General features: G+C 69.1%; 13 protein-coding genes. 4 read left to right on the plus strand and 9 right to left on the minus strand.

Features of this window, described 5'->3' with window-relative positions:
* Positions 1–31: 31 nt before the first annotated feature.
* Positions 32–1090, minus strand: coding sequence for a 3-isopropylmalate dehydrogenase (locus tag ASC61_RS00240; RefSeq protein ID WP_056207691.1), 1059 nt, complete (start codon positions 1088–1090; stop codon positions 32–34).
* Between the two features lie 491 nt (positions 1091–1581).
* On the opposite strand from ASC61_RS00240, the gene ASC61_RS00245 reads away from it, so the two are divergent.
* Complete coding sequence (locus ASC61_RS00245) at positions 1582–2145, plus strand: O-methyltransferase (protein ID WP_056207695.1); 564 nt, start codon at positions 1582–1584, stop codon at positions 2143–2145.
* Here the strand turns inward: ASC61_RS00245 and ASC61_RS00250 are convergent.
* Positions 2142–3692 carry an amino acid permease gene (locus tag ASC61_RS00250; RefSeq protein WP_082530353.1) on the minus strand — a complete coding sequence of 517 codons (1551 nt, stop codon included), beginning with the start codon at positions 3690–3692 and terminating at the stop codon, positions 2142–2144. The two genes, ASC61_RS00245 and ASC61_RS00250, sit on opposite strands and share 4 nt — an antisense overlap.
* A 227-nt stretch (positions 3693–3919) precedes the next feature.
* Between ASC61_RS00250 and ASC61_RS00255 the strand changes: the two genes are divergently transcribed.
* On the plus strand, positions 3920–6172 hold the full coding sequence (locus ASC61_RS00255) for a putative bifunctional diguanylate cyclase/phosphodiesterase (RefSeq protein ID WP_056207698.1): 2253 nt from the start codon (positions 3920–3922) through the stop codon (positions 6170–6172).
* Here the strand turns inward: ASC61_RS00255 and yczE are convergent.
* Both yczE and ASC61_RS19515 read right to left on the minus strand, forming a co-directional pair.
* Positions 6079–6777 carry a membrane protein YczE gene (gene yczE / locus ASC61_RS00260; RefSeq protein WP_082530355.1) on the minus strand — a complete coding sequence of 233 codons (699 nt, stop codon included), beginning with the start codon at positions 6775–6777 and terminating at the stop codon, positions 6079–6081. The two genes, ASC61_RS00255 and yczE, sit on opposite strands and share 94 nt — an antisense overlap.
* Entirely contained in the window at positions 6777–6938 is a 162-nt protein-coding gene (locus ASC61_RS19515) for a hypothetical protein (RefSeq protein ID WP_157439322.1), read from the minus strand. Before ASC61_RS19515 ends, yczE begins: the two co-directional genes overlap by 1 nt.
* A gap of 60 nt (positions 6939–6998) precedes the next feature.
* Between ASC61_RS19515 and yczR the strand changes: the two genes are divergently transcribed.
* Complete coding sequence (gene yczR, locus ASC61_RS00265) at positions 6999–8450, plus strand: MocR-like transcription factor YczR (protein WP_056207700.1); 1452 nt, start codon at positions 6999–7001, stop codon at positions 8448–8450.
* Here yczR and ASC61_RS00270 read toward each other — a convergent pair whose 3' ends face one another.
* The 4 genes from ASC61_RS00270 to ASC61_RS00285 all read right to left on the minus strand — a co-directional run bounded on the left by ASC61_RS00270 (position 8451) and on the right by ASC61_RS00285 (position 13344).
* Positions 8451–9686 carry an esterase-like activity of phytase family protein gene (locus ASC61_RS00270; RefSeq protein ID WP_056207703.1) on the minus strand — a complete coding sequence of 412 codons (1236 nt, stop codon included), beginning with the start codon at positions 9684–9686 and terminating at the stop codon, positions 8451–8453. It abuts the gene before it with no gap.
* A 176-nt stretch (positions 9687–9862) separates the two neighbouring features.
* Complete coding sequence (ilvC, locus tag ASC61_RS00275) at positions 9863–10888, minus strand: ketol-acid reductoisomerase (RefSeq protein ID WP_056215073.1); 1026 nt, start codon at positions 10886–10888, stop codon at positions 9863–9865.
* Positions 10889–10910: 22 nt separating this feature from the next.
* Positions 10911–11441, minus strand: coding sequence for an acetolactate synthase small subunit (ilvN, locus tag ASC61_RS00280; RefSeq protein WP_056207708.1), 531 nt, complete (start codon positions 11439–11441; stop codon positions 10911–10913).
* Positions 11442–11577: 136 nt separating this feature from the next.
* Complete coding sequence (locus ASC61_RS00285; RefSeq protein WP_235503437.1) at positions 11578–13344, minus strand: acetolactate synthase large subunit; 1767 nt, start codon at positions 13342–13344, stop codon at positions 11578–11580.
* 345 nt (positions 13345–13689) lie between these two features.
* On the opposite strand from ASC61_RS00285, the gene ASC61_RS00290 reads away from it, so the two are divergent.
* Positions 13690–13995 carry a hypothetical protein gene (locus ASC61_RS00290; protein WP_056207711.1) on the plus strand — a complete coding sequence of 102 codons (306 nt, stop codon included), beginning with the start codon at positions 13690–13692 and terminating at the stop codon, positions 13993–13995.
* 97 nt (positions 13996–14092) lie between these two features.
* Here ASC61_RS00290 and ASC61_RS00295 read toward each other — a convergent pair.
* On the minus strand, positions 14093–16028 hold a 1936-nt coding region (locus ASC61_RS00295), incomplete at its 5' end, for a GDSL-type esterase/lipase family protein (RefSeq protein ID WP_235503439.1).

Genomic DNA, 16028 nt, shown 5'->3' on the forward strand with positions numbered 1-16028 from the left:
AGTCCTATTTTGGGTCAAAGGTAAGCGGTCATTAACCGACCGCTACGCCCTCGGCCACACGTGAAGCTATGGCCCCTCCCACCTCCTCGGTGCTGCGCGGTGCCGCGCCTCGTTCGGCGATGTCGGCCTCGACCGCGGAGCTGATGCGGGCTGCCGCCTCCGGCAGGCCGAGGTGCTCGAGCAGCAGGGCACCGGAGAGGATCGCGGCGGTCGGGTCGGCCTTGTGCTGGCCGGCGATGTCGGGGGCCGAGCCGTGGACCGGCTCGAACATGCTCGGCGCCGTGCGGTCGGGGTTGACGTTGCCGCTGGCCGCGAGGCCGATGCCACCCGTGATCGCTGCGGCGAGGTCTGTGAGGATGTCGCCGAAGAGGTTGTCGGTGACGATGACGTCGAACCGCGCCGGATCGGTCACGAGGAAGATCGTGGCGGCGTCGACGTGGAGGTAGTCGACCGCGACGTCGGGGAACTCGCTCGCGACGGCGTCGACCGTGCGGGTCCACAGGTGACCGGCATGGACCAGCACGTTGTTCTTGTGGACCAGCGTCAGCTTCTTGCGCGGCCGCGCCTGTGCACGGGCGAACGCATCACGGACGACGCGCTCGACGCCGTACGCCGTGTTGATGCTGACCTCGGTCGCGAGCTCATGGGGCGTGCCGACACGGATCGCGCCGCCGTTGCCGACGTAGGGACCCTCGGTGCCCTCGCGCACGACGACGAAGTCGATCGCACCGGGGTCGGCCAAAGGTGTCGGGACGCCCGGGAACAGCCTGGAGGGCCGCAGGTTGACGTAGTGGTCAAGGGCGAACCGCAGCTTGAGCAGGAGGCCGCGCTCGAGGACGCCGGAGGGGACGCTCGGGTCGCCGACGGCACCGAGCAGGATCGCGTCGTGGCCGCGAATCTCCTCGAGCACCGAGTCGGGCAGGGTCTCCCCCGTGGCGTGCCAGCGCTTGGCGCCGAGGTCGTACTCGGTGCTGCTGAACGCGGCGTCGTGGTCGGCGGCGACGAGGTTGAGGACCTGGAGCGCCTGGGCGGTCACTTCGGGGCCGATGCCGTCTCCGGGCACCACTGCGAGGGAAAACGAGCGAGTCATGGGCGTCATTCTAGGCAGGCAAGTCTCAGGATATGAAACCTGCGTCTTGGTATGTGGTCAGTTGTCGTCGGGACGTTCGGACGACTCGAGCTCGGTGGTCGAGGCTTCGTCGCGCAGGTGCGCGGGGCCCCACTCCATCAGTCGGGGTTCCATGGCGATCTCCTTCGGTGTCGGACGTGGTGCGGGTCCGGCGACGTTCCGCCGTTCCACCAGACACGTGTCCGGAGATCATCCGAGGAGAGTACGAAAAGCGTGCGATCAGATCGTGATCAAGCACCCCTGCGGCGGAACGGCGGGCCAACGCCGAAACTCCGCGGCAGGGTGTAGCCCTAAGAGGCCCTGCCGCGGCAAGCGATTACTACGAGCTGCTTCCGCATGGTCCAGCCAGTGTAGACACGCGTACGTCGTCCTGTCCGGCAAACGTGGGGCGTGTCTCAGGGCTCGGGACGAGACGCGCGTGCTCTGTCCTCGGATCGTGACAGACTGGCCAGGTGAGTGCCCCCGCTGAAGTCCCCGCGCTCGTCTCGAGCACTCTCGACCTGTCCCGCCAGCGCGGGTTCATCACGTCGATCCGCAACGAGACCGGCCGACTGCTGGCTTCGCTGGCCGCGTCCCGCACGGGCACCCTCGCCGAGCTCGGCACGGGCTGCGGCGTCGGGTCTGCCTGGCTCTCCAGCGGTGCGCCCAAGGATGCGCGGGTCGTCAGTGCCGAGCTCGACCCGGCTCTCGCTGGTGACGTGCAGAAGATCTTCGCCGACGTCGACAACGTCGACGTCATCGCCGGCGACTGGTCAAGCCTCGAGCAGTACGCCCCGTTCTCCCTGCTCTTCGTCGACGTCCGCGAGGTCATGCAGGACATCGACGTCATCGCCGACCTGCTCGAGCCCGGGGGCATCGCCGTCCTCGACGACTTCGTGCCGTCGGCGTTCTGGCCGCCGATCGTCGAGGGCCGCGTCGACACCGTGCGCGAGCAGTGGCTCACCGACGAGCGCTTCGCCGCCGTCGAGATGCTGATCGACGTCGACGCCTCGCTGATCATCGCGACGCGGCGCTAGCGATATCCGGCTCGGTGCGCCCCAGGTTGGCGAGCGCCGGGAGCTGACGGCTCGGGCACCGGTGGAGCCGGCGGCAGCTCCTCGCGATTGCCCAAGGCGCTGTGGCGGATGCCGTACGTCAGATAGACCAGCAGGCCGAAGACCATCCAGACGGCGAAGTAGCCCCAGGTGGACCACGTGAGGTTGAGCGACAGCCAGATCGTGGCGAGCAACGACAGGATCGGCACCCATGGCACGAGCGGGACGCGGAACCCCCGCTCCAGATCAGGCTGCGACCGCCGCAACCGGATCACCCCGACGGCGCAGAAGGCGAACGCGAACATCGTGCCGAGCACCAACAGGTCGGCCAGCTTGGCCGCAGCCGGTGCGAGCGCGAGCCCGGCAGCTGCGATTCCGGCAACGGCGGCCGCGCGCGACGGCGACGATCCGATCCCCACGCGGGCGAGGCTGCGAGGCAGCAACCCGTCGCGCCCCATCGCGAACAGGACGCGGCTCTGCGCGATGAGCACGACCAGGACCACGGTGGTCAGCCCGAACATGGCCCCGACGTTGATGACGTTGGCGCTCCAGCCGGAGCCGACCGAACGCAGCGCGTCGGACACCGGCGCACCGGTGTCGAGCTCAACGTAGGGACGTACGCCGACAAGCACCGCGGCCATCGCGACATACAGGGCGGTCACGATGCCGATCGACGCCAACATGGCCCGGGGAACAGATCGCCGAGGATTGCGGGCGTCCTCTGCCGCCGTGGCGATGAGGTCGAAGCCGATGAAGGCGAAGACGATGATGCCCGCCGCCGTGAAGATGCCGGTCACGCCGAATGCGTCGCCCGATCCGCCCAGCAGGCTCTGCAGCACCGTGCCGCGATCGTCCGCGCCTGCCTTCACCGCAGGGACGAACGGGGTGTAGTTCGCCGAGTCGATGTGGCGGGCGCCGACCACGATGACCACGATCACCGCCGTCAGCTTGGCCGCCACGATCGTGGCGAGGACCCGGCCGGAGAGCTTGGAGCCGACCATGACCAGGAGGGCCAGCACGACCACGACGATCGCCGCGATCCACCCCGTGCCCGTGTCCACCGACGAGTGCTCCGCGACGAAGCTCGGGACCGTGACGTCGAAACCCTGCAGCGTCGAGTCGAAGTAGGCGGCCCAGACCCGCGAGACGACGGCCGCCGCCACCACGAGCTCGAGGACCAGCGCCCAGCCCACGACCCAGGCCCACAGCTCACCGAACGCGACGTAGGCGAACGTGTAGACGCTTCCGGCCGTCGGCAGGATCGAGGACAGCTCGGCGTACGACAAGGCAGCCAGCAGGCACACGACCGCAGCGATCAGGAACGACACGATGACAGCGGGACCGGCCATCGTCGCCGCCTGCCTGCCGGCGAGCGAGAAGATGCCGCCGCCGATCATCACGCCGAGCGCCAGGACGATCAACAGCCCCGTGCCGAACACGGCGGGCAGCCGGTGCCGGGCATTGCTGATGCGCAGCATCGCGAGCTCGGGCGGGAGTCGACGGGCTCTGCCGATCGGAGCGTCGGCCATGCACGCACACCCCCACCGCTCAGCGCCACCAGTCGGTGACCGCACTGCGAGAAACGTACCGGCGCACGCCCCGACCTGTCAGCCGTGCACCTCCTCGCCAGACGTGAATTCACGCCTGAGCCGCAGGCGATGTGCGGGAGGTCGCGCCAACGATCCCGTTGTGAGCCAAGATGGTGACCACGAGCCCACGGCAACTGCCAGGGACGACCGACAGCGGGAGGAGGGCCATGACCCGGATCTATCTGGTGGCCGGCGCGATCGCGACCGCGCTCTACCTGTTGGGGCCGACCACCGTGCTGTACGACGCGATCGGCGCCTCCTGCGTCGTGGCGATCCTCGTCGGCGTGCGGATCAACCGGCCGGCCAAGGCGTTGCCCTGGTACCTCATGGCCGCGGGACAAGGCGCGTGGGTGGCAGGCGACCTGTTCTACGACCTGCCCGACCTCGTCCGCACCAACCCGCCGGCGTCCGACCTCGCCTACCTGACGGCCTATCCCCTGCTCATCGTCGGACTCGCGGTGCTGGTGCACAGCAGGCGCCCCACCCGCGACACGCCGGGCCTGATCGACAGCGCGATCGTCATGCTCGGCCTCGGACTGCTGTCGTGGGTGCTCGTCGCGGACCCGATCGTGGACGACGCCAGCATCGCGTGGGTCGACCGGGCGATCGCTGCGGCCTATCCGGCCGGGGACATCCTGCTGCTCGCCCTGGTCGTACGCCTCGTGTCGGTCCCCGGCAGTCGATCGCCGTCGTTCCGGCTGCTCGTCGCCGCGTTGATCCCGCTCATCACGGCTGACACCGTGTTCGCGATGGAGATCGGATCATCCGACACCCGGGTGCTCGACGTCATGTGGCTGGGCTCCTACCTGCTCTGGGGCGCGGCGGCTCTGCATCCCACGATGGCGCAGCTGTCGACGCCGTCCGGCGTCCGGACCGCCCCGTTCACCGCCAACCGACTCGTGGCGCTGGGCGCCGCCGTCCTGGTCGCCCCCGTCCTGCTGATCGCGCAGCTCACCCACGGCCTGCACGTCGACACCTGGACCATCGTGCTGGGCGCGAGCGTCCTGTCGATCCTCGTGGTGGCGCGGATGGCCTACAACATCGAGGAGATCCGCTCGACCGCTCGCCAGCGCGACCAGCTGCGCTCCGACCTGTTCCACGAGGCGTCCCACGACTCGCTCACCGGGACCGCCAACGGCCCTTACCTGCGGCAGCAGATCGGCGCAGCGCTGCGACGAGGCCGGCGTGACGGCAGCTCGGTCGGCCTCCTCGTGGTCGACATCGACGAGTTCGACGAGATCAACGACCGCTTCGGGCATGGCGTCGGCGACCTGGTGCTGCGTGCCGTCGCCCAGCGGCTGCGTGAGCTCGTGCGTGACGTCGACGTCATCGCGCGGCTCGGCGGCGACCAGTTCGTCGTCCTGCTCGACTCCGTCGCCTCGGATCACGACGCCATGATCCTGGCGGCCCACCTGTTGCCGACGATCAACCAACCGGTCGACGTGGCTGGCCACACGATCCCCATCACGGCAAGCATCGGCGCCACGACCAGCATGGACGGCGGCACCGAGCCCGATCAGCTGCTGCACGAGGCCAACGTGGCCATCCGGCGAGCGAAGATCTCCGGCCGCGGCCGCATCGAGGTGTTCGACAACCGCCTGCGGTCAGAGCTGCGGGAACGCAGCACGATCGAGGCGGACCTGTGTGCGGCGCTCAAGGACGGCCGGATCTCCTTGCACTACCAACCCGTCGTCGCCGTGCACACCGAGATCGTCGAGGGCTACGAGGCGCAGCTCCGCTGGGACCATCCCACTCGCGGCCTGCTCGGGCCCGAGGCGTTCCTGCCGGTCGCCGCCACGTCGGACCTGATCTGCGAGCTCGACCGCTGGACGCTCCGCGAGGCCACGGCCGAGCTCTCCGAGCTGACGGCGGCCGACCCCGACCGGTTCGCCGACGTCACGGTCTCGGTCAGCATCTCCGGGCGCATGCTCGCCTCCCCCACGCTCCTGCAGGACGTCGACGAGGCGCTGAGCGCGTCCGAGCTCGCGCCGCACCGGCTGACCATTGGCGTCACCGAGATGGCTCTGGTCGACGTGCCCAATGCGATGCTGCCCTTGAGCGCGTTGCGCCACGCGGGGGTGTTCGTCAGCATCGACGACTTCGGTACCGGGCGTACGCCCATCGGTCAGATCCAGCATCTTCCCGCCGACGCCATCAAGATCCACTCGACGCTCATCAACTCGGCGGAACCGGGCGCTCGCGACCTGCTGGCGCTGCTGGTCAACGCCGCGCACGGCTCCGGCCTGCTCGTGGTGGCCGAGGGCGTCGAGGACGCCGGGCAGCTCGTCGATCTCAGACAGCTCGAGTGCGACTCGGCGCAGGGTCTCTACTCGGCCTCGGCAGACCCGACGGACGAGCCCGTGATCGTGCACCCGTCGGTGCGCGGTGTGCCGCGACTGCGCATCGTGCCGGACCAATGAGGCCGGCCCGAACCGTCTGACGACTGCGGGGCCTGCGTCAGCGGGAGGAAGAACTGCACGATGGGCCCGATCGTGAGCGCGTACAGGACCGTGCCGATCCCCACGGTCCCGCCCAGCACGAAGCCGATGGCCAGGACAGACACCTCGATGACGGTGCGCCAGAAGCGCACGCTGCGCCCAGTGCGCCGCACGAGTCCCAGCCAGAGGCCGTCGCGCGGTCCGGGCCCGAGCTGGGCGCCGATGTAGATCGCGCCGGCAAGGCCGTTGCCGACGACGCCGCCCACGAGGAGCAGGCCGCGTAGCCAGACGTTGTCGGGCTGGCTGATCGCCGCGATGCCGGCGTCGGCCGCCAGCCCGATCACGATGACGTTGAAGACCGTGCCGATCCCCGGCATCTGGCGCAGCGGGATCCACAGCAGGAGCACGACGGCGCCCACGAGGATGACGACCTGCCCGAAGGTCAGCGGCAGGTGGCCCGCCAGTCCTTCGTGGAAGACGTCCCACGGGTCCAGACCCAGAGTCGACTCGACCATCATCGCCATCGTGAAGCCGTAGAGGCTCAGTCCGAGGAAGAGGCGAGCAAGACGGTTGACCATGTCTGCCATCACACCAGACTCCGGTAGCGGCCGTGCAGGTCGACCTCCTCTCGATGGCTGCGCGGAGGCGGGCGGAGCCCGTAGCCGTCGCCGCGAAGCGTACGGACGAGCACGACCGCCAGCGCGGCGAACGCGAGGGCGAGGAGGACCAGGACGAGGATGTGGTTCATGTATCCAGTCTCGGGCCAATTGGTCTGGTAATACATAGCCAATTGTGAAACAGTGGCCTTGTGCCGATCGCTCTCTCCGCCTCCCGTCTCGCTGCACTGCTCGGCGGGAGCGAGGCGACTGGACCTGCCTACAAGGACATCGCGGAGAGGATCCGGCTGCTCGTCGTGGACGGCCGCGTGCCCGACGGGAGCCGGCTGCCGTCGGAGCGCGCTCTCGCCGACGCCCTCGGGGTCAGCCGGACGACGACCACGCGCGTCTACGCCGAGCTCCGAGACACCGGGCTGCTGCACTCACGCCAGGGCTCGGGCAGCATCGTGCGCCTGCCCCTCTCCCCCTCGCACGCGAGCAGCCTGATCGTCGCGCCGGACGACGCCCACACGATCGCCATGACGTTCTCGGCACCCTTGGCGCCACCCGGGATCGCACGGGCCTTCGAGGCTGCCGCCGCCAAGCTGCCCGGCCTCCTCGCCACGAGCGGCTACCTCCCGGACGGGCTGCCGGCGCTGAGGGAGATCATCGCGCAGCGCTACACCGACCGCGGGCTGCCGACCGATCCCGGGCAGATCGTCGTCACCAGCGGGGCACAAGGCGCCATCTCCCTGCTGGGGCGCGCCATGCTCCGGCCCGGCCAGCGCATGATCGTCGAGGGCACGAGCTGGCCGCACGCCCCCGAGTCGTTCAGCTCGCTGGGCGCCCGGCTCACGTCGATGCCGGTCGGAGACACGCCGTGGGACACCGCGGCGCTCGGCGAGGCGGTGCGGAGCGCACCTCACGCGGCGGCCTACATCATCCCGGACTTCCACAACCCGACCGGCGCCGTGATGAGCGACGACGAACGTGGAGCCTGGGCCCGCGAGCTTCGCCGCCACGACGTGGTGCCGATCGTCGACGAGTCACTCCGCGAGGTCAACCTCGACGGGATCGAGCTGCCGCCTTCGTTCGCCTCGTACGACCCGCGCGCCATCCTCGTGGACTCCACGTCGAAGTCCTACTGGGGCGGGTTGCGCATCGGGTGGGCCCGCGTCCCGCGTGAGCTGGTCATGCCGCTGATCCAGGCCCGGATGAACCAGGACCTCGGCACACCCGGCTTCGAGCAGCTGGTCGTCGCCGAGCTGCTGACGGACGGCGGCCAGACCGCCGCGGCCGGACGCGCGCGGCTGCGCACCGGGCGCGACCACCTGCTGGGTGAGCTCGCGGCGGCGCTGCCCGACATCGTGGCACCGTGCCCCGGTGGCGGCTCGAGCCTGTGGCTGACGCTGCCTGAGCGGATGTCGTCCCGCCTGACGGCCGCGGCCGAGCGCCAAGGACTCATCCTGACGCCTGGTCCGCGCTTCTTCACGAGCCCGGTGCCGGTCAGCGAACGCCACCTGCGCCTGCCCTTCATGCCCGCCGTCGACGTCCTGACCGAAGCCGTGGTCCGGCTGCGCAGGGCGTACGACGAGGTCGTCGGCAACCGTGAGGCGAGCGGGCCGGCAGCGGACACCGCCGACACGCTCGAGCTCATCGCCTGATCAGCGGTGGCCGGGATCGATGACGATCATCTCGGTGTCATCGGGCGTGCCCGGGAAGCGAGCCGAGTTGCCCGGGTAGTTGTTGTCGTTGGCGATCAGGAGCCGGCCGTGTGACAGCGGCACGAGGGTCTCGACCGACTGGAAACCGAACGAGAACGCCGTACCAGTCCCCCAGCCACCGCCATCGCTGATCCCGGCCGGATCGGAGATCTTCAGGAGGTCCACGACGAGCGACTTGGCAAGCGGACGCCCGGTGTCGTGGCGGTCGAGGCGTACCTCGTAGACCCGCTTCGTCACCGCGCTGGGACCGTCGAAGTTGTCCCGCTCCAGGACGAGCAGCACTCCCGGCCGGATCATCTGCGCGTCCGCGGCGGAGTTGGCGTCGACGTCGACGTGATAGGTCCACGTCCTGCCGGTGTACCGGTTCGTACGTGTGTCGAACTCGGAGATGACACGACGACGCTTGTCGGGGTCGTTGACGAGAGCGCTCTCCACGATCGGGTAGAGGTCACGCCCGTCGGTGGACTCGGCCATCGCCTCGAAGCCGCCGCTGCGCGGGACGTTGGGCTGCTCGTCGCCGAGGCGCGGGTTCTGCGGCGACATGCCGAGCGGGAACGCCACCGGAGCGGACAGCAGACGACCCCTCGAGTCCACATGCAGCAGGAACGGGCCGAACTCGTCGCCGATCCAGAATGAGCCGTTGCGGCCGCGCTGCACCGACTCGATGTCGAAGTCGTCGCCGGTCAGCTGCCGGGCGCCGGTCTCGTTGACGATCGGGAAGTCCACCTTGTGGCGCGGGTCGGACAGCGTGATGTGGCGCAGCACCTCGGTCGTGCCGGTGCCCCCGGCGGCGGTCTTCCAGTGCGGCTTGACCAGGTAGAGGCGGAGCAGGAAGTCCGCCGAGTTGCCCTTGGCGCCGAAGCCGTTGTCCGGCTGGGCCCAGAACGTGCCGTCGCCGTTGGCGAGTGCGGCCGAGAACCCGGGGATCACCTGACCGGCGAAGGGTCCCTGCCGTCCATTGGCCGGCGTCGCCAGCGCACCGGACGGCGGGCCCGGCTCCAGGTCGTCGGCGGAGAGGAGCGACCGGGCGAGGAGCCGGGGACTGCTCGCCGTGTCCGAACCCTGGTCATGGTGCCGGACAGAGGCAGCAGCCGGCGAGATCGCTGCCGCCGCGAGGAGGACCGCTGCACCTCCCGTCAGGACGCGACGAGTGGTGACGTGCAGACGACGATTCATGTCAGGCTCCTGGCTCGAAGTGACCCGGTGGTGGGCACCACACGATGCAAGGCGAGGCAGGTGACGCGAGGTGGGCGCGGAGGCGAACGCTCGGCGATGCCCCGCTGAACGGCGCCGCGGTACGCCGAAGGGGCGCCACCGCCGAAGCGGTGACGCCCCTCTCGGGTCGTTGCTGACTAGCGCGCGGCCTGGCCGTCGACGTAGTCGGCGTCCTGCTGCTTCCACGAGAAGTGCGAGCGCAGGACCTTGCCGGTCGCCTCGATGGAGTGGCCGGCCTCCTTCTCGCGCAGTGCGAGGAACTCGGGCGCTCCGGCGTCCTGGTCGGCGATGAAGCGCGACGCGAACGTGCCGTCCTGGATCTCCTTGAGCACGTCCTGCATGCGTTCCTTGACCGAGGCATCGATGATGCGGGGGCCAGACACGTAGTCGCCGTACTCAGCGGTGTCGGAGATGGACCAGCGCTGCTTCGCGATGCCGCCCTCCCACATGAGGTCGACGATGAGCTTGAGCTCGTGGAGCACCTCGAAGTAGGCGATCTCGGGCTGGTAGCCGGCCTCGGTCAGCGTCTCGAAGCCGGCCTGGACCAGGTGCGAGACACCGCCGCAGAGGACAGCCTGCTCACCGAAGAGGTCGGTCTCGGTCTCCTCGGTGAACGTGGTCTTGATGACGCCGGCCCGGGTACCGCCGATCGCCTTGGCGTACGACAGCGCGAGGTCCCACGCCTTGCCGGTCGCGTCCTGCTCGACACCGATGATGTCGGGGATGCCGCGACCCGCGACGAACTCGCGGCGTACGGTGTGGCCCGGCGCCTTGGGCGCGACGAGCGTGACGTCGACACCCGCCGGCGGCTTGATGTAGCCGAAGCGGATGTTGAAGCCGTGGCCGAAGACGAGGGCGTCTCCGTCGACGAGGTTGGGCTCGATCGAGTCGGCGTAGACGTGCCGCTGGACCTGGTCGGGCGTGAGGATGACGATGACGTCGGCCTCCTCGACCGCCTCGGCGACCCCGAGGACCCGGAGGCCCTGCTCCTCGGCCTTGGCCCGGCTCTTGGAGCCCTCCAGGAGCCCCACCCGGACGTCGACGCCGGAGTCGCGCAGGTTGAGCGCGTGCGCGTGCCCCTGGCTGCCGTAGCCGATGACCGCCACATGGCGGCCCTGGATGATGCTCAGATCTGCGTCGTCGTCGTAAAACAGTTCAGCCACGGGGTACTTCTCCTTGAAGTGTTCAGCCTGCTTGCGTGCCGGGAACGGCACGAAGTGTGCGGTCGGTGATGGAACGGGATCCGCGGCCGATGGCCACGCGTCCTGATTGGGCGATCTCGCGGATGCCGAACGGCTCGAGGACGTTCAGCATCGCGGTGAGCTTGCCCGCGTCGCCGGTCGCCTCGATCGTCACGGCATCGGTGGCAACGTCGACCACCTTAGCCCTGAACAGCTGGACGGTCTCGAGCACCTGTCCCCTGGTCTGGGCGTCGGTCTTGACCTTGATCAGCATGAGCTCACGCTCGACGGCGCTGTGCGAGTCGAGCTCGACGATCTTGAGGACGTTGACGAGCTTGTTGAGCTGCTTGGTGACCTGCTCGAGGGGCAGCTCGTCGACGTTCACGACGATCGTCATGCGGGAGATCTCAGGAATCTCGGTCGGGCCCACCGCGAGCGAGTCGATGTTGAACCCGCGTCGCATGAACAGGCTCGAGACGCGAGCCAGCACGCCCGGGGTGTTTTCCACGAGAACTGAGAGGGTGTGGGAGGTCATGCGGAGGTCATCCTTTCGGCTGCCGTGAGCTTCGCGTGCCGTATGCCCTTGGCCGGCCGAGCTTGCGTTGGGTGCTCAGCCAGCGCCACCTGCTCCACGAGTCGGGGAGTGACGTCACCAGTGTGGGAGGTCATGATCAGAGGTCCTCGTCATCCCACTCGGGGGCCAGGTCGCGGGCGATCTGGATGGCGTCGTTGCTGGTGCCGGCGTGGACCATCGGCCACACCATCGCGTCGCGTTCCACGACGAAGTCGATCACGACGGGACGGTCCGTGATGGCCATGGCCTTCTCGATCGTCGCGTCGAGATCCTCCTCGCTCTCGCAGCGCAGGCCGACACAGCCGTACGCCTCGGCGAGCTTGAGGAAGTCGGGGATGCGACGCGCGCCGATCGACTCCGGACCCGTGTTGAGGTCGGTGTTGGAGTAGCGGCCCTCGTAGAGCAAGGTCTGCCACTGGCGCACCATGCCGAGCGAGGAGTTGTTGATGACCGCGACCTTGATCGGGATGTTCTCGATCGCACAGGTGGCGAGCTCCTGGTTGGTCATCTGGAAGCAGCCGTCACCGTCGATCGCCCAGACCACCGAGCCCGGCAGCCCGACCTGCGCGCCCATCGCGGCCGGAACTGCATAGCCCATCGTGCCGGCGCCGCCGGAGTTGAGCCACTGGCGGGGGCGTTCGAAGTCGACGTAGTGCGCGGCCCACATCTGGTGCTGGCCGACGCCTGCGGTGTAGGTCGCCTCAGGACCCGCGATCGCGTTGATGCGCTCGATCACGGTCTGCGGCGCGAGCCCCGACTCCGGCTTGTCGTAGCCGACCGGGTACCTCGCCTTGATGCCGAGCATCTGGGCCTTCCACGCGGCGTAGTCGCCCTCGATCCCGTCCTCGGACGCCTGCTTCTGCAGGGTCGAGATGAGGTCGGCGATGACCTCGCGGCAGTCGCCCACGATCGGGACGTCGGCCGTGCGGTTCTTGGAGATCTCCGCCGGGTCGATGTCGGCGTGGATGATCTTGGCGAGTGGCGCGAACGAGGCCAGCTGGCCCGTCACACGGTCGTCGAACCGGGCACCCAGCGAGATGAGCAGGTCGCTCTTCTGCAGGGCGGCGACCGCCGCGACGGTGCCGTGCATGCCCGGCATGCCGAGGTGCAGCTCGTGCGAGTCCGGGAAGGCGCCCCGCGCCATCAGCGTCGTGACGACCGGGATCTGGGTCATCTCGGCCAGGACCTTGAGCTCGGCCGACGCGTCGGCCTTGATGACGCCGCCGCCGACGTAGAGGACCGGACGCTCGGCCGCCGCGATCAGGCGCGCGGCCTCGCGGACCTGCTTGCCGTGCGGACGCGTCGTGGGTCGGTAGCCCGGCAGCGCGAGCTCGCTCGGCCAGGTGAACGTCGTCATGGCCTGCAGCGCGTCCTTGGCGATGTCGACGAGCACCGGTCCGGGTCGTCCGGTGCCGGCGATGTGGAACGCCTCGGCGATGACCAGCGGGATCTCGGCGGGGTCGGTCACGAGGAAGCTGTGCTTGGTGATCGGCATCGTGATGCCGCGGATGTCAGCCTCCTGGAACGCGTCCGAGCCGATCGAGCCGCTCGGCACCTGGCCCGTGATCGCGACGATCGGGACCGAGTCCATGTGGGCATCGGCGATCGCCGTGACGAGGTTGGTCGCGCCGGGTCCGGACGTGGCCATGCAGACCCCGACCTTGCCGGTGACCATGGCGTAGCCCTGCGCCGCGTGCCCCGCACCCTGTTCGTGCCGGACGAGGATGTGCCGGATCTTCTCGGAGTCGAAGAGAGGGTCGTACGCGGGCAGGATCGCGCCGCCCGGGATGCCGAAGATCGTGTCGACCCCGGCGTGCTCCAGCGCCCGCACGAGGCTCTGGGCCCCCGTGAGCTGCTCGGTCATGATGTCGTCCTTCTGTTTCGGTCCATCGTATGTCGTTGAGTGACCCGGCTGTTCGCATAAAAAAATCCCTCGGCCGTGAGGCATTCGAGGGAGACGCGGGGCCGGATCAGGCCATCGCGTCAGCGGTGTACTACGAGAATCTCTGCATGCACGCGTTCAGTCTCGTCGCCCACGCGGCGGTGGTCAAGTGGTGAGACAGGACGTACCAGCATGTGGACCGACGGTGATGTCAACAGTTGGTGACGAAATCTGAATCGGCAGACGCGAGGGCGTCAGGCTGGCACGATGTTGGCCCTGACGATCCGCGCCATCGATGCGGACAGCTCTCCCAAAGGACATCACCCTATGAAGAAGTCACTCACCGCCGTAGCCATCGTTGCGGCGCTGTCACTCAGCGCCTGCGGCGGCGGAGGCGATCGCCCGAGCAAGGATGAGCTGTCGAAGGAGCTTGCCAAGAAGGACAACGTCTTCAGCACGAAGTTCACCAAGAAGCAGGCCGACTGCATCGCCGAGGCCATCGTCGACTCCAAGCTGTCGGACAAGGCTGTCAAGGCCCTGAAGGAGCAGGACAACAAGTTCAAGCCGACCAAGGCGGACGAGAAGGCGCGCGACGCGATCGCGTCGGACGTCGAGAAGTGCGTCACCGGCTAGTCATCAGCCAGACGTCGGCCCGGTGGAGCGCTGCTCTGCCGGGCCGACGTACGTCCGGGGGCGGAGTCGGAGACGCAGCGAACGGCTGCGTGGCCGCTCAGCCCGGTGGGCTCGGCGCGACGAACGCCGCCAGCTTGTCGGCGATCAACGCGTAGCCGGTGTCCGAGGGGTGGAGCAGGTCGGGCGACATCAGTCCCACGCGCTGCGCACTTCCGTAGGAGCCGAACAGCAGAGCCAGGTCGAAGACGACGATCTTGGGGTCCGTCGACGCGATACGGGCGTACATCTGCTCGTACGTGCTCCAGGGGGCGGTACCCGAGGTGGGCCGCTCGTAGTAGGGCACCAGGACGATCGACGGGTCCGTGTCGACGCGGGCCCGGATCGTCGCGATGATCTCCCGGATCCTGACCTCGGTGTCCTTCGCCGGCGTGCCGAGCGCGTAGTCGTTGGACCCGATCGGCAGGACCACGATGTCGGGGTGCACCTCCTTGAGCGACGCCGCCCAGGCGTCCGTCGGTGCCACGTAGTTCACGGCGGTGAGGCCGCTGGCGCCGCCCTCCCAGAGCCGGATGCCACGGTCGCGGTCGCCGTTGTAGAGCATGACGCCCTCGATGATCGAGGGGTAGCCGCCGCCCCCACCGTGCAGCACGAGGCGGTGCGGGCCGGCGACCAGCCCGGAGACCCGTTCGACGTATCCGCCGCGGCTCACGGCCTTGCCGCCGGTGCTGACCCGGACGTCGGGACCGCCGTCCACGGAGTACGCGAACGTGCCGGCGGTTCCGGTCAGCCCGGCGTAGAGGATGTCGACGTCAGTGAACCGGTCGTTGACCGTGATCGTCTGGGTCGCGCCGAACAGCGCCAGCGTCTGCCTCCCCAGTCCCTGGTCGAACACGCCGGCACCGTTGACGTACGACGACGGGTTGTCCGGGAACTTCGGGCTGTTCATCAGGTCGAGATAGCCGAAACCGCCCGCCACGCCGCTGGGCTGGTAGGACCTGCGCAGGCCGTCGCGGAACACGCTGATCCACCGCTTCTGGATGCTGGAGGCCCGGTTGCCCTCCGTGATCGAGTCACTGGGTCCGACGAAGATGTCGAGCGGATCGGTGCCGACGCGGCCGAGCGCTGCGTGGAACGTCGCCAGGGCACGAGCGATCTTGCCGGCGGTCTGCGCGCCCGTCACCGGGAGCGGTGCGCTCGACACGGACTGCGACGCGTAACCGGCGCGCGTGCCGGTCACCGTCACCCGGATCGACGACCCGATGTCGGTGGCGGTCACGGTGTGCTGTGCCGCGGTCTCGCCACTCAACGCGTTCCCGTCGCGCACCCACTGGTAGCTCACCGTCACGCCGGTGTCCCAGTCACCTGGCACAGCGGTCAGGACATCGCCCAGCCCCGTCGCGCCGGTGATCGTGGGGGTCGGCGTGCTGGCCTGCGTGCCCTCGGCCACGGCCTGCGTCTCGCTGCTCGTCGCGACCTTGGTCGGGAAGCCGGGCTTCGTGCCGGTGACCCGGAGCGCGACAGGTCTGCCGACGTCCGCGCCGACGAGGGCGTACGTCGTGCTGGTCGCCCCCTCGACCGGCGTGCCGTCACGCAACCACTGGAGCGCGAGCTCGACACCTTCAGGCGCCCAGATTCCGGCGTCGGCGGTCAACGTCCTGCCCACCTGGGCGGTGCCGGTGATGGTGGGCGTGCCCGCGTCGATCGACGGCGCTGGGGTCACCAGCTCTCCCAGGACCGAGGTGCTCGCCGTGCTCGCGTAGCCCAGCTTGCTGCCGGTCACCTCGACCGCGAGACGCTTGCCGATGTCGCCCTCGACGGGGACGTAGGTCGACGCGGTGGCACCGCTGACAGGCACCTCATCGGCAGCGGTGGTCCCGGTGAACCACTGATAGCTGAGCTGCACGCCGTCGGGTGCCCACGTGCCCGGCTCCGCCGTCAAGGTCGCGTCGACCTGAGGTGTCCCGCTGACGGTCGGCACCGGCGTCGCCGTCAACACCCCCGGCACCACCACCGCCGACAACCCAGACGTCGAC

The organism is Aeromicrobium sp. Root344, assembly GCF_001425755.1.
Classification (GTDB): Bacteria; Actinomycetota; Actinomycetes; order Propionibacteriales; family Nocardioidaceae; genus Aeromicrobium.

Excerpts from the sequence above, each read along its gene's own strand:
- ilvN (WP_056207708.1), bottom strand. The coding sequence starts at position 11,441 with ATGACCTCCCACACCCTCTCAGTTCTCGTGGAAAACACCCCGGGCGTG.
- ASC61_RS00255 (WP_056207698.1), top strand. The coding sequence starts at position 3,920 with ATGACCCGGATCTATCTGGTGGCCGGCGCGATCGCGACCGCGCTCTAC.
- ASC61_RS00250 (WP_082530353.1), bottom strand. The coding sequence starts at position 3,692 with ATGGCCGACGCTCCGATCGGCAGAGCCCGTCGACTCCCGCCCGAGCTC.
- ASC61_RS00270 (WP_056207703.1), bottom strand. The coding sequence starts at position 9,686 with ATGAATCGTCGTCTGCACGTCACCACTCGTCGCGTCCTGACGGGAGGT.
- ASC61_RS19515 (WP_157439322.1), bottom strand. The coding sequence starts at position 6,938 with ATGAACCACATCCTCGTCCTGGTCCTCCTCGCCCTCGCGTTCGCCGCG.
- yczE (WP_082530355.1), bottom strand. The coding sequence starts at position 6,777 with ATGGCAGACATGGTCAACCGTCTTGCTCGCCTCTTCCTCGGACTGAGC.
- ASC61_RS00285 (WP_235503437.1), bottom strand. The coding sequence starts at position 13,344 with ATGACCGAGCAGCTCACGGGGGCCCAGAGCCTCGTGCGGGCGCTGGAG.
- ASC61_RS00290 (WP_056207711.1), top strand. The coding sequence starts at position 13,690 with ATGAAGAAGTCACTCACCGCCGTAGCCATCGTTGCGGCGCTGTCACTC.
- ASC61_RS00240 (WP_056207691.1), bottom strand. The coding sequence starts at position 1,090 with ATGACTCGCTCGTTTTCCCTCGCAGTGGTGCCCGGAGACGGCATCGGC.